Below are 12,829 nucleotides of genomic sequence, written 5' to 3'. Positions count from 1 at the left end.
TCACGCCCCCCACTGTAAGGCAAGGACAGTTGAAGCCCGTTCCGGAGCGGGAAAACCGCATCATGCAGGCGTTCGCACCCGCTGCGAACGCCGGAACCCTTCTTTCAAGGGCAAAAAATAGGTCAGCCATGATAAAAATCTTGACCTGTAAGCAGGAAAGCACTACGTATTGTCTCCCGTTCCCGGACGAATAGAAAAAGGAAAACAAATCATGCGTGAAGTTACCGTAAGAAAAGGTGAACCTATCGACCGCGCTCTTAAGCGCCTCAAAACAAAACTGGATGTTGAAGGCATTCTGGATGAAATGCGCCGCCGCCGCGCCTTTGAAACCCCGATGGACGAACGCCGCCGCAAGGCCCGTTCCGCCAGCAAGCGCAACAAGGTAAAATGGCGTTACAGCAACAAGAGCGAAGAAGCCGCTCCCGAAACCGCTGAAGCTCCCGCTTCCGCTCCTGAAGCTTAAATCAGTATTGGTTCGGGAATAGAACCCATTTCAATGAGGGCAACCCTTTCTCAAGGTTTGCCCTTTTTGCTTCCCTCAGCACATGAATCAATCCGCCCAGCTCTTCTCCCGCGCGCGCGCCGTCATCCCCGGCGGCGTCAACTCCCCCGTCAGAGCCTTCCGCAACGTGGACGGCGACCCTTTCTTTGTCCAATCCGCCAAGGGAGCCTACATCACTGACGCGGACGGACGCCAGCTCATTGACTACATCGGCACCTGGGGCCCGGCCATTCTGGGCCACGCTCCGCAGACCGTTCTGAACGCCGTCCATGCCGCCGTGGACAGGGGGCTGGGCTACGGCATCCCCGCGCCGGCGGAGGTGGACATGGCGGAAATGATTACGGGCATGGTGCCCTCCGTGGAAAAAGTGCGCATGGTCAACTCCGGAACGGAAGCGACCATGTCCGCCATCAGGCTGGCGCGCGGCTACACCGGACGCCGCAAAATCATCAAATTCATCGGCTGCTACCACGGCCATGTGGACTCCCTGCTGGTGGCGGCGGGCTCCGGGGCGCTCACCTTCGGAGAACCGGACAGCGCAGGCGTACCCAGGGAAATGACCCAGCTCACCATTACGGTGCCCTACAACGACCGGGAAGCGGTGAAAAAAGCTTTTGAACTCCATGGGAGCGACATCGCCGCCGTCATCCTGGAGCCCTTCCCGGCCAACGCAGGGCTTTACTTCCCGCAGAACGATTTTCTCCATTTTCTGCGGGAAATCACGCTCCGGCACGATTCCCTGCTCATCTTTGACGAAGTCATGACGGGCTTCCGCGTCGCGCCCGGCGGCGTGCAGCAGCTTCACGGCATCACTCCGGACCTCACCTGCATGGGAAAGGTCATCGGCGGCGGCCTCCCCGTGGGGGCCTTTGGAGGCCGTGCGGAAATCATGGACTGCCTCTCCCCGATCGGCCCCGTGTACCAGGCGGGCACCCTCTCCGGCAACCCCGTCGCCATGGCGGCGGGCCTTGCCCAGCTCCGGGAGCTCCTGGACGGAAACGCCTACGACCGCCTGGAACAGCTCGGCGCGCGTCTGGAAGAAGGCATCCGCGAGGCCATCCGGAAGCACGGCAGGAACTACACCTTCCACCGCGCAGGCTCCATGTTCTGCCTCTTCTTCACGGAGCAGGAAGTCTATGACCTGGACTCCGCGCAAAAAGCCTCCAAGGAACTCTTCAAACCCTTCTTCTGGAACATGCTGGAACAGGGCGTCTACTTTGCCCCCTCCCCGTATGAAACGGGCTTCATCTCTACGGCCCATACGGAAGAAGACATTGACCGTACGGTGGAAGCAGTCCATGTCAGCCTCTCCAAACTGGGATAATGCCCCTTATTTGAAGTGACAGGCCACTTTCCTTCCCCTATAAGGATGCCATGAGACAAATGACAGGGTCCATGCTGCTTCTGTCCGCAGCAGCCGTCGCAGCCGCCCCCCTGGCGGATGCGGAGGAAAGGACGATCCAGCTCACGGAAGCGGAAAAACAGGAAATCCAAGCGGCAAATGAAAAGCTGCTGGGACTTACCCTCCGCTTCCTGCACGACTCCTGGCCCCTGGAAATCATGTTCGCCGGAGAGGCTCAACAGGAATTCCACTCCATCCTCCAGTGCTACCGGATGCTGGAGCAATTCCGGGAGACTGGCAACCTCATGCTTCAGGCTCCGGACCGCAACACGCCCCTGCACCTCTGCATTGCCCTGGGATTGAATCAACTGGCCATCCGGATGATAGAAGCGGGCGCTCCCGTCAACGCCCAATCCATCTTCATGCATGACGGCACTAAGGAACCGGGAGACACCCCCCTCACCTGGGCCTGCCTCTCGGGCCTTTACATGAACTCCACGGCGGAAGACAGGCTGCCGCTGGTGCAGTCCCTGCTCAAGCACGGGGCCGACCCGGACCAGCCGGGACCGTGGGGCGTCACCCCGTTCATGTACTCCGCCGCCCTCAATGACTCTGATCCGGGACAGGAAAAAATAGCCCTGGCCCTGCTGGACGCCGGTTCTCCGGACCTCAAGCGCAGGTTAAACGCCCAGGCGCGCGGAGTCGGCTTCCTCAGCCTTTCCCCTGCCATTTACGAACGGCTCATCAAGGCAGGCTGCGACGTCAACGAACGCTTCTTTGAAAGCAAGCAGTCCCCCCTGCATCTGATCTGCACCAAGGAAAAACCGGCGGAACGCCTCATCCCCCTCATTGAACTTCTCATCAAGGCGGGAGCGGACCCCAACCAGCCGGACGTGGACGGCCTGACGCCGCTGATGGCCTGCAACTCTCCGGAGATAGCCGTTTGCCTCATGGACAACGGCGCCAATCCCGCCCTTCGCAACGATGACGGCCAAACCGCCTATGACTTCCACATGAAAAACGGGTATCCCCCCATTGCGGAAGCCATTAAAGACTGGCAGGCCAAACAGAAAAAAGCACCGCGTACCGAGTAACGCCATCTTCCTTTCCAGTGAAAGCGGAAAAAGGGATCTGCCCGTTCCCGTCCGCCACGGGTCTTTCAAGCGAGCCGCAGCAGAGCCTTGGCCTGCCCGTTCCAGGATTCATCCCCGGACCTCTCCGGTACAAAAGAGACCTTACGCAAGCCGCCTCTTCCGGTCTTTAAACACGCCCGGCATGCTCCTTCCGGAAACGCCGGAAGCCCGGAACAGCCAGGTTTCCGAAGCCATGGAGCAAACATTTTCCTCTGGCGGAACATGAAAAAGCCGCCCCCCGGACGGGGAGGCGGCTTTGAAAACCACAGGAGGGAAGATTATTCTTCCGCTTCAATGCCTTCACCGATCATCTTGAGATCTTCCGGCATCTTGCCTGTTGTGAAATAGCCTTCGATTTCCTCCAGGGAACGGCCCTTGGTTTCAGGCAGGAAGAAGGTCACCGTAATGAAGTACAGCACCGTAATGCCGCCCAGCGTAAAGAACACGCCGGAATAGCCGCAGCTTCCCACCCACGGAAGGAAGGAACCGGCAATGATCGTGGAAACAAGCTGGTTGATCAGCAGCGCAATCGCCATGCCGTTGGAACGGATGCGGGCGGGCATCAGTTCGGACAGGGCCAGCCAGACGCACACGCCGGGGCCGGTGGCATAAAACGCGATGAAGATGATGAAGAAGGCGGTCACGCCCCAGCCCATGGAGGTATCCGGCTTCTCGCCCAGTTCCGCCTTCAGGATGGAAACGGGCTTCATGGCATAGCCGTCCTTGCCGTTCACCACCATCTTATTGGTGGAATCCGGAACGGCCTTGATCACGGCCAGGGAAGCCTTGTCCTCTTCCTTCTTGATATCCTTGGCATCCTTGGTCAGCTCGGAAAATTCCACCACGGAAAGCTGGGTGGAAGAACCCATCAGGAACTGGTACCAGGCGGGATTGGCTTCCGGCTGGTCATAGGTGATGATGAGCTGCATCCTGTTGATGTCCTTGTCGCCCATGCCGTTCTTGGCAAGCAGGTTCTTGACGAAGGGGGAATCGGGCGTGCGTTCCAGCTGCAGCGTGCGGATGGAGCCTACGTCCTTGCCCTGGTCAAACTCCTTCTGGACGGAAGGGCTCTGGGCGGCCAGCAGGGCGGCCACGTCCGTGGTCACGTCCTTGCGGGCTTTTTCCACATTATTGAACAGGAACCCGGTGCCGAGCAGACCCACCACAATGCCGGCAGTGCCGATCTTGAGCAGGAACTTGCGGCCCTTGCGGTCCACCAGGATCATGGCGACGATGGTCATCAAGCAGTTCACCACCTTGATGGTGAAGTCCGCCCAGTTGGCGGTGGTGCCTTCCAGGCCGGCCTGCTGGAACACCTTCACGGAGTAATTCAGCACGGAGTTGATACCCGTGGCCTGCGTAAACGCCAGGACGAGGACCGCCAGAACAAAGGGATACACATACTTGCGCTGAAGAAGGGATTCACCGGAAGAACTCTGCTTCTTGAGCTCTTCAGCCTTCTGCTTCTCTTCCTCTTCAATGTGGACCATTTCATCAAACACCTCCTTGGCGCGCACATCTCCATAACTGCGCACCAGCACGGCCATGGCTTCATCCTTGCGGCCGCGGCGGAACAGGTAGCGGGGGGATTCACTCAAACGGAAGGAACCGAAAAACAGGAAAAGGCCGGGAACGGCGCAAACCCAGAAAATGGCCTGCCACGCAAAAATCTTGGCGGAAGTCAGCGTTTCCTCGCTCGCGCCGGAATTTTCCACGCCGCCCACATAACTGGCGGCAAGCAGACCGACTACGGCGGCGAACACCAGGCCCACCGTCAGCAGGAACTGGAACATCCCCGTCCCTTTGCCACGGGATTCCGCGCTCAAACACTCAGCCAGGTACAGGGGAACCACCACGCCTACAATACCAGCGCTGGCGCCCTGGAGAATACGGCCCAGCAGCATGATGCCGAACACTTCCTGGGACAGGCAGATCACGGGAATACTCACCGTGAACAGGGCGGCGGCTACGGTAATCAGCGCCTTGCGTCCCAACTTGTCCGCCAGATACCCGGCAAACAGGGAAGAAAGCACGCTGCCGAACAGCACGGCCGCCACCACCTGGGAAAGCTGGGAGGGATTGAAACCAGCCGTCTGCTCAATGTAGGGGAGCGCCGCAGCAATCACGCCGACGTCCACACCGTAGAGCAGGCCGCCCAAACCGGCCATGATGAGGAGGTAGCGCATGTATCGCCTGGCCGCATCCGGAACGGCGGCCTTCATGTTTTCTTGGTCTGTCATGGTCGTTGCATTCTAGTAAATTGGCTTTTCTCCGCAACCAAAAAAGAGACGCTTCCGGGACAAAAACAACTTTCCTCCCCTCAAATGCGCCCAAATGGTAAAAATATCACAAAAGAAACAACTAGGAAGCCGTACAGGAAAGGAAGATCGTTTAAAATGACTCCAAAAACACCTCTTGCCATTTTCCCCGCATCTTCATGAAAAAACAGCCGCAAAAGAAAAAAACGCGGCCGCCTTCCCTCCGGCCCCGTGAACCATTCAGCTGAAAAAAGAGCGGTGCGACGCGTCCCAATCAGACCGGGCATAAAAAACCTCCCGCCCTCTTCCGGAAACGGATGCCGTCCCTACTGGGGGTTCTTCGCGGAAGAATCTATCCCCAGCCGCTTTTCAATCAGGTTTACGGACAGCTCCGCGCACAGGCGCAATTCGTTGTCGGCGTCATGGGTGAAAGCCTTTAGCGCGGACAGGGAAGCCTCCGAACCGATTTCCCCAAGAATACGGGCGGCGGAACGTTTCAGCACAAAATCGTCCGACTCGTTCATCAGCCGGATAATGTCGGCTTCCCCGGTGGGACCGACGGCCTTGCACTCGTCCTCCCACTTCTGGGGATCCTTTTTCCATTCATCCAGAAGCAGCGCAAAGCTCTTCTTCTCCGGACCGTGCAGCAAAAACCTGACCAGAGAGGCAGGAATCTCGCAGTCCGCCTTCTTCAACTCCGTAGCCACATAGTAAACCACGCGCTGCGCCTCCGCGTTATCCGGCTCCGCCCACACGACGAGGGCGGAAGCCAAAGCGGTCACATACTCCGCATCACGCCCCCACGGCTCCCGGAGAAGCTCCACCAGCTTGGCGGAAACTTCATGGCGCATCTTGTCCGGCTTCACGGAAGCCAGACGCTTTGCCGCGGCAATCACGCGCCGGATGTCCAGACAGGACAATTCCTTCAAATTGGCCAGTACGAAATACTGGTGGCGTTCATCCTGCAACGCGGCGGAAGCCGGGCGCGCTTCAAACTTGTCCCGGTTCAGAACCACTTCCACAAAGAAATGCTCCTTGTCCTGCAAAGTCACGTTCCCCATCTTGGCTACCACGTCCACAAACTCCTTAAACGTGATGGGAGTAGGAGTAATAACGAACAAGCCGCCGCCCGTGCCTTTGCGGTCATAAAAAATCGGCTCGTCTTCAGACTGGGCCATCCTCTTCAAATACGCCTTCACCATGTCCCGGTTGGCCGCATTCACCCCGACCACCCACACGCCCAGAACACCCTGGGCCTCTTTCCGGTCAATGGCGGCAAACAGGGGCTTCAAATCCCCTTCCCCGTAATTCTGAACGGAAGCGTTCTGTTCGGCCAGTTGTTCCAGGCTCATGCTGGTAAAGCCGGAGACGCCTTCCTCCTCCTCAGCCTGGGCGACCGCTTCCTTCCCGCCGAGCAGGGAGGGATTCATTTTGACCGGATACACGAAAGGCAGGGAGGCAATGCCCCCCGCCACCAGAAAGCCCAGCAAAATGAAAACAATCTTGTGCCTGCGTCCGGCGCAGGCCATCAAGCCCCCCGCAAGACAGGCGAAAAACAGGGCGAACGCCTTTTGCTGGGGCTGCTGCAGCATGGAAAGGAAAAAGGTCCCGTCCATCTCGGAAGAGGCATTGTAAAAAAGCCAGACGCAGCCGGCGGCGATGACCAGGGAGGCGCAAAGGCACATCAGTTGAATCAGCCCCGTTTCCATCAAGGCGCTCTGAATGGCCTCCCGGCGGTCTTTGGAGGTATGCACGGTAACGGCCTTCTTCGCCCTGGCAAAAGGCTTCTTGGGGATCAGCTTTTCCCTGTCGCAAAGAAACTCATGGCCGCATTTGCTGCAATTCACCATGGAACCCTCCGCAGCGGAAGGAACATTGATATGTCGTTTGCACTGTGGACAATTCAGATTCACCGGAGTTCAATATGCACGTTTTTGATTCTTTTGCAATACCTGTCTTTCAAACTTTCCTTTCGCCGGTTATTCTGCATAAATTTTCAAGGATGTCCCATTGAACTCCAGCTCAGCCGCTTTCCCGAACCATCCTGTTCCACCTCTTTTTTCCTGAACTTTAAATTTAACCTAGGTATCTTACATTTAAAATATTCTATAACTGACAACCATTCCTCAGAACCTTGAACACAAGGCGAAGCGGCCGACAACATTTTTTCCTAGTAAAAGACTGGGGATTTTTTAGCCAACCTTCATCAGAAATCCACATTCCCAAACATTCCTATATATAAATTATTTAAATTTTATAACCGGTGCCTTCCGGGAAAAGATAAAAAACTCTCTTTATCCGCCGTATTCCTCCCCATGTCATTCCGAGTGAACACGCTTGCAGAGAAGGAAATTTGGTAGTAGAATTTTCGCCATGTCATTGCAGCCTGCCGAACGCCGAGATTTCATCCGCGATATGATTTCTGATGACCTTGCCTCCGGCAAGCATCAGGCACCGGTAACCCGCTTTCCTCCGGAACCCAATGGTTACCTCCATATCGGACATGCCAAATCCATCTGCCTCAATTTCGGTATCGCCCAGGAATTTCCGGGCGCGCGCTGCCACCTGCGCTTTGACGACACCAACCCCAGCAAGGAAGACCAGGAATATGTGGACAGCATCCAGGAAGACATCCGCTGGCTGGGCTTCGACTGGGGGGACAATCTCTTTTTTGCCAGCAACATGTTCGATTTCTTTTACGAATGCGCCGTCGCCCTCATCAACAAGGGACTGGCCTACGTAGACGAACAGACGGTGGAGGAAATACGCGCCCAGCGCGGCAACGTGAACGTGCCCGGCCAGGAATCCCCCTACCGGAACCGTTCCGTGGAAGAAAACCTGGCACGCTTTCAGGCCATGAAAAACGGGGAAATCCCGGAAGGAAAAGCCATTCTGCGCGCCAAAATGGACATGGCCTCCAGCAACATGAACATGCGGGACCCCGTGCTGTACCGCATCATGTTCGCGGAACACCACAACACGGGCGGCACATGGTGCATCTATCCCATGTACGACTTCGCCCACCCGCTGGAGGATGCCTACGAGCACATCACCCACTCCCTCTGCACGCTGGAATTTGAAAACCACCGTCCCCTGTACGACTGGGTGATTGAAAACTGCCCCGTGCCGGCACGCCCGCGCCAGACGGAATTCGCCCGCCTCAACCTCACCTACACCGTCATGAGCAAGCGCAAGCTGCTCCAGCTGGTGCAGGAAGGGCACGTCAGCGGCTGGGACGATCCCCGGATGCCCACCGTCTCCGGCATGCGCCGCCGCGGCTACACGCCCGCCGCCATCCGCAACTTCTGCCAGACCATAGGCATCACCAAATTCAACGGCTTCACGGACGTGGCCCTGCTGGAATACAGCGTAAGGGAAGACCTGAACGCCAACGCTCCGCGCCGCATGGCCGTGCTCAATCCCCTCAAGGTAACCATCACTACTCTGCCGGAAGGCGCGGAGGAAATGGCGGAAGTGCTGAACAATCCGGAAAAACCGGAGGAAGGAACCCGCCGTCTTCCCATCACCCGGGAAGTCTGGATTGAACGGGACGACTTCATGCTGGACCCGCCCAAGAAATACTTCCGACTGGCTCCCGGCCGCACAGTGCGCCTCCGCGGCGGCTACTGCATCACCTGTACGGACTACCGGCAGGATGCGGACGGAAACATCACGGAAATCTTCTGCGAGCATATCCCCGGCACCATCGGCTCCAACCCTCCGGAAGGAATCCAGTGCCGGGCGGCCATCCACTGGGTAAGCACCAGGGACGCCGTGGACGGTGAAATCCGCATCTACGACCGCCTCTTCACGGAAGAAAACCCGGATGCCGCGGAAGAAGGCTTCCTCTCCGTCATGAATCCCGGCTCCCTGACCGTCATCACGAACGCCAAGCTGGAACCATCCCTGGCTGAAGCGGAACCTGAATTCCGCTGCCAGTTTGAACGCCTCGGCTACTTTGTGGCGGACCGCAGGGACCATGTACCGGGCAAGCGCGCCGTCTTCAACCGCACCGTGGCCCTTAAGGACTCCTGGGCCAAAAAGCAAAAATAACCTCCTCTCCTTTCACCCCCTTTATGGACAACCAACTTCAATTCTGCACCGTTGACGAAGCCGTGGAAGAAATACGGCAGGGACGGATGATCATCGTTACGGACGACCCCGGCCGTGAAAACGAGGCTGACCTCATCATTGCCGCCGAATTCGCTACGACGGAAGCCATCAACTTCATGGTCACCCACGCCAGGGGCCTCGTCTGCGCCCCGCTTTCCCCGGAACGGGCGGACGCCCTCCAGCTCCCGCTCATGACCTCCGTCAACCGGGAAAACATGTCCACCGCCTTCACCGTCTCCGTGGATGCGGCCCATGACATCACCACGGGCATCAGCGCCGCGGAACGCGCCCTGACCATCCGCACGCTGGCGGACCCCAAGGCCACCGTCAATGACTTTGTGCAGCCAGGCCATACCTTCCCTCTCCGAGCCGTTCCCGGCGGGGTGCTGCGCCGCGCCGGCCATACGGAAGCCACCATCGACCTCGTGCGCATGGCGGGCCTCCAGCCTGCCGGCGTCTGCTGTGAAATCATGAAGGAAGACGGCACCATGGCCCGCACCGGCGACCTGGGCGGCTTCCAGAAAAAACATGGCCTGAAAGCCTGCACCGTGGCCCAGCTTATCGAATACCGCCGGGCCGAGGAAAAGCAGATACGCCTGGTGGAAACCGTCAAGATGCCCACGGACTACGGAGACTTCATTTGCCACCTCTATGAATCCCATCTGGACGGAGCCCTTCACCTGGCCCTGGTGCACGGGGAAATCTCCCCGGACAAGCCTACGCTGGTGCGCGTGCACAGCGAATGCCTTACGGGGGACGTCTTCGGCTCCCGCCGGTGCGACTGCGGCAGCCAGCTCCACACCGCCATGCGCCGCATTGCGCAGGAAGGCGGCGTGCTCCTCTACCTGCGCCAGGAAGGCCGCGGCATCGGCCTGGCGGCAAAACTCAAGGCCTACAAGCTCCAGGAACAGGGGCTGGACACTGTGGAAGCCAACCTCAAGCTCGGCTACCCGGACGACCTTCGCGACTACGGCATCGGCGCCCAGATTCTGCATGATCTGGGAGCGGACCAATTGCGCCTGCTCACCAACAACCCCCGGAAAATCGTGGGGCTGGAAGGCTTCGGCATTAAAATCACGGAACAGGTTCCCCTCGTCATCCCCCCCAACGAACAAAACAGCAAATACCTGGCTACCAAAAAATGCAAGCTGGGCCACATCCTGTAAACTCCCACTCCATCCCATCCCTCCATGTCCACGGAACTTCCACGCCGCCAGCGCGCCACGGGCACGCGCGCCAAAATCTGCATCGTCGCCTCGGAATACAATGAGCAATACACCCAGGCCCTGGTAGACAACTGCTCGGAAGAACTGGAAGCCGTGCTCCCCGCAGTCCGGCTGGAAATCATCCGCGTACCGGGAGCCTTTGAAATCCCGGTCACCATCAAATCCGTCCTCTCCCGCTCTCCGGAAAAACGCCCGGACGCCGTGGTGGCCCTGGGAGTCATCCTGCGCGGCAGCACGGACCACGCGGACCTCATCGGGTCCACTATCACGCAGGCCCTGATGCGGCTCGCGCTGGAATTCACCACGCCCGTCATTCATGAAGTCCTGCTCCTGAACGATGAAAAGCAGGCCTTTGCCCGCTGCATCGCCTCCCAGCTCAACCGCGGCCGGGAAGCGGCCCGCACCGCAGCCCGCATGGCGGAACTCTTCCTCAACTCCCTCTCCCGGCAATAAGGCACATCCTCCCTCTCTCTTCTCTACCGCCATGCTCTCACGCAACCAAATCAGACAAGCAGCCCTCCAATACCTCTACGCCACCTCCCAGACTCCGGAAGCGGAGCAGGAACAGGACGAAGGCATCTGGGACATCCTGATGGAACCCTTCCGCGGGGACTACTGCAAGCTCAGGGCCAAGGCCGTCTCCGGCCACCTGACCCGGGACTATCCGGACAAGCTGCGCCTCTTCGTCACCCGTGCGCGGGAAACGGCGGACAAGCTTCAGCACGACCCCCTCACCCTGCCCGTCCGCGACCTGCTCCAGGACCTGCTGGTCAAGGAAGGGGAATTCAACGCCTCCCTGCTCCAACTGAAAAAAACCCTGTACGAAGACCCCTCCAATGACAAAGGCGCGCTTTCCGCCGCCTGTGACGCCGCGCAGGAACTCAACACCACCCTGATGCAGATGCGCCGCCGCCTGCTGGATGCCCTCAAGGACTTCCCTGCCTACAACGGCATCTGGGCTCCCCTTGTTTCCTCCTGCAACAAGCTCCAGGAAATCAACGACCGCATCAACTGCCTCATCCACCCGGACGGCCGCCCCTCCCTGGCGGAAATGAAAAAAGTGGTGGAAGCCGGAAAGGATGCGGATGAACTCTACCGTGAAGCCAAAGCCCTGGGGGAAGACATTCTGCGCCGCCGGGACGAACTGGACGCCGCCATCAACGGCACCCTGGAAAACTACTCTCCGGAACGCGTCAGCGCCATTGACCGCGCCATCCTGCGCCTGGGCGCCTACGAACTCCTTCACCGCAAAGACCTGGCCGCCCCCATCGTCATCTCGGAAGCCATCCGCCTGGCGGAACGCTTCTCCTCCGCGGAATCCCCCCGCTTCGTCAACGGCGTGCTGGCCGGCATCTCAAAAACGGAACGCCCGGCGTAACCACTACCCTGTACCATGGCTGGATTCTTTAAAAAACTCTTCACCAAATTCTCCCGCGGTCCCCGGATAGATTGGGATGAACTGGAAGCGGACCTGGTTACTGCGGACATCGGCATCCGGCGCGCCATGAACATTGCGGACCAACTGAGGGAAAGCAAGGGACTGGATGCGGAAAACCTGGTGGAAGCCACCCGTGAAGTCCTCCGCCAGGCCTTTCCTGCTACCGCTCCGTCCCTGCCCGCTCCTCCTGAGGGAAAGCCGCTGGTCATTCTGGTCGTAGGCGTCAACGGCACGGGAAAAACCACCTCCGCCGCCAAACTGGGCCACCTGCTGCAAAAACAGGGCTCCCGCGTTCTCCTGGCCGCGGCGGACACCTTCCGTGCCGCCGCCGTGGAACAGCTCCAGAGCTGGGCGGACAAGCTGGGAATTCCCATCTACAAGGGAGCGCCCAACCAGGACCCGGCCTCCGTTTGCTATGAGGCTCACACTCAGGCCATCCGGGAAAGCTTCCAATACCTTATCTGCGATACCGCGGGGCGCCTGCACACGCGCCATAACCTTATGGAGGAACTCTCCAAAATCCGCCGCACCCTCGCCAAGCAGGATGCAGCGGCCCCCCACCGCACCCTGCTGGTGGTGGACGCCACCACGGGCGCGAACGCCCTGGCCCAGGCCAGGGAATTCCACAAGGCCACTCCCCTGGACTCCGTCATCATCACCAAGATGGATGGCTCCGGAAAAGGCGGCGTGGCCGTAGCCATCATGGATGAAATGCACATCTCCCCTGCCTTTCTGGGAACCGGGGAAGGAGCTGAAGACTTTGAACCCTTCAACCGGGACCGCTACGTGGATTCCCTGCTGTAACGGGTCCGTTCAA

At 58.9% G+C, this 12,829-nt stretch carries 11 protein-coding genes; 8 read left to right on the top strand and 3 right to left on the bottom strand.

Annotated elements, in window-relative coordinates; genetic code table 11:
* Positions 1-211 precede the first annotated feature (211 nt).
* The 3 genes from rpsU (at position 212) to QSJ36_RS06775 (ending at position 2,938) form a co-directional block, all read left to right on the top strand.
* A complete protein-coding gene (gene rpsU, locus QSJ36_RS06785; protein WP_022396531.1) occupies positions 212-463 on the top strand; it encodes a 30S ribosomal protein S21 in 252 nt (83 codons plus the stop codon).
* 82 nt (positions 464-545) lie between these two features.
* Positions 546-1,826: a glutamate-1-semialdehyde 2,1-aminomutase gene (gene hemL, locus QSJ36_RS06780; protein WP_102728448.1), complete on the top strand. Its 1,281-nt coding sequence runs from the start codon at positions 546-548 to the stop codon at positions 1,824-1,826.
* A 50-nt stretch (positions 1,827-1,876) separates the two neighbouring features.
* Positions 1,877-2,938: a hypothetical protein gene (locus tag QSJ36_RS06775; protein WP_285467848.1), complete on the top strand. Its 1,062-nt coding sequence runs from the start codon at positions 1,877-1,879 to the stop codon at positions 2,936-2,938.
* Positions 2,939-3,255: 317 nt separating this feature from the next.
* On the opposite strand, the gene QSJ36_RS06770 is transcribed toward QSJ36_RS06775, so the two are convergent.
* The 3 genes from QSJ36_RS06770 to QSJ36_RS06760 all read right to left on the bottom strand — a co-directional run bounded on the left by QSJ36_RS06770 (position 3,256) and on the right by QSJ36_RS06760 (position 7,085).
* Positions 3,256-5,217 carry an MFS transporter gene (locus tag QSJ36_RS06770; protein ID WP_022396528.1) on the bottom strand — a complete coding sequence of 654 codons (1,962 nt, stop codon included), beginning with the start codon at positions 5,215-5,217 and terminating at the stop codon, positions 3,256-3,258.
* An 80-nt stretch (positions 5,218-5,297) separates the two neighbouring features.
* Complete coding sequence (locus QSJ36_RS06765; protein WP_146021128.1) at positions 5,298-5,522, bottom strand: hypothetical protein; 225 nt, start codon at positions 5,520-5,522, stop codon at positions 5,298-5,300.
* Positions 5,523-5,561: 39 nt separating this feature from the next.
* Positions 5,562-7,085 (bottom strand): hypothetical protein, encoded by a 1,524-nt coding sequence (locus tag QSJ36_RS06760; RefSeq protein ID WP_285467845.1) that lies wholly within the window; start codon positions 7,083-7,085, stop codon positions 5,562-5,564.
* Positions 7,086-7,608: 523 nt separating this feature from the next.
* On the opposite strand from QSJ36_RS06760, the gene QSJ36_RS06755 reads away from it, so the two are divergent.
* Genes QSJ36_RS06755 through ftsY form a run of 5 tightly spaced genes read left to right on the top strand, consistent with a single transcriptional unit; the run spans position 7,609 to position 12,816 of the window.
* A complete protein-coding gene (locus QSJ36_RS06755) occupies positions 7,609-9,288 on the top strand; it encodes a glutamine--tRNA ligase/YqeY domain fusion protein (protein WP_285467843.1) in 1,680 nt (559 codons plus the stop codon).
* A gap of 23 nt (positions 9,289-9,311) precedes the next feature.
* Positions 9,312-10,514 carry a bifunctional 3,4-dihydroxy-2-butanone-4-phosphate synthase/GTP cyclohydrolase II gene (locus tag QSJ36_RS06750; protein WP_285467842.1) on the top strand — a complete coding sequence of 401 codons (1,203 nt, stop codon included), beginning with the start codon at positions 9,312-9,314 and terminating at the stop codon, positions 10,512-10,514.
* Between the two features lie 24 nt (positions 10,515-10,538).
* Entirely contained in the window at positions 10,539-11,027 is a 489-nt protein-coding gene (gene ribH / locus QSJ36_RS06745) for a 6,7-dimethyl-8-ribityllumazine synthase (protein WP_022396524.1), read from the top strand.
* 31 nt (positions 11,028-11,058) lie between these two features.
* Positions 11,059-11,952, top strand: coding sequence for a transcription antitermination factor NusB (nusB, locus tag QSJ36_RS06740; protein WP_102721948.1), 894 nt, complete (start codon positions 11,059-11,061; stop codon positions 11,950-11,952).
* A gap of 15 nt (positions 11,953-11,967) precedes the next feature.
* Positions 11,968-12,816 (top strand): signal recognition particle-docking protein FtsY, encoded by an 849-nt coding sequence (gene ftsY, locus QSJ36_RS06735; protein WP_285467839.1) that lies wholly within the window; start codon positions 11,968-11,970, stop codon positions 12,814-12,816.
* Positions 12,817-12,829 lie beyond the last annotated feature (13 nt).

The sequence above is a fragment of the Akkermansia sp. NBRC 115031 genome (assembly GCF_030268505.1).
GTDB lineage: Bacteria > Verrucomicrobiota > Verrucomicrobiia > Verrucomicrobiales > Akkermansiaceae > Akkermansia > Akkermansia massiliensis.
Note: the sequence above shows the minus strand (reverse complement) of the source record. Positions and strands in the feature narration are given on the sequence as shown.

Excerpts from the sequence above, each read along its gene's own strand:
- ftsY (WP_285467839.1), top strand. The coding sequence starts at position 11,968 with ATGGCTGGATTCTTTAAAAAACTCTTCACCAAATTCTCCCGCGGTCCC.
- nusB (WP_102721948.1), top strand. The coding sequence starts at position 11,059 with ATGCTCTCACGCAACCAAATCAGACAAGCAGCCCTCCAATACCTCTAC.
- QSJ36_RS06765 (WP_146021128.1), bottom strand. The coding sequence starts at position 5,522 with ATGCCCGGTCTGATTGGGACGCGTCGCACCGCTCTTTTTTCAGCTGAA.
- QSJ36_RS06755 (WP_285467843.1), top strand. The coding sequence starts at position 7,609 with ATGTCATTGCAGCCTGCCGAACGCCGAGATTTCATCCGCGATATGATT.
- rpsU (WP_022396531.1), top strand. The coding sequence starts at position 212 with ATGCGTGAAGTTACCGTAAGAAAAGGTGAACCTATCGACCGCGCTCTT.
- QSJ36_RS06775 (WP_285467848.1), top strand. The coding sequence starts at position 1,877 with ATGAGACAAATGACAGGGTCCATGCTGCTTCTGTCCGCAGCAGCCGTC.
- ribH (WP_022396524.1), top strand. The coding sequence starts at position 10,539 with ATGTCCACGGAACTTCCACGCCGCCAGCGCGCCACGGGCACGCGCGCC.
- QSJ36_RS06760 (WP_285467845.1), bottom strand. The coding sequence starts at position 7,085 with ATGGTGAATTGCAGCAAATGCGGCCATGAGTTTCTTTGCGACAGGGAA.
- QSJ36_RS06770 (WP_022396528.1), bottom strand. The coding sequence starts at position 5,217 with ATGACAGACCAAGAAAACATGAAGGCCGCCGTTCCGGATGCGGCCAGG.
- QSJ36_RS06750 (WP_285467842.1), top strand. The coding sequence starts at position 9,312 with ATGGACAACCAACTTCAATTCTGCACCGTTGACGAAGCCGTGGAAGAA.
- hemL (WP_102728448.1), top strand. The coding sequence starts at position 546 with ATGAATCAATCCGCCCAGCTCTTCTCCCGCGCGCGCGCCGTCATCCCC.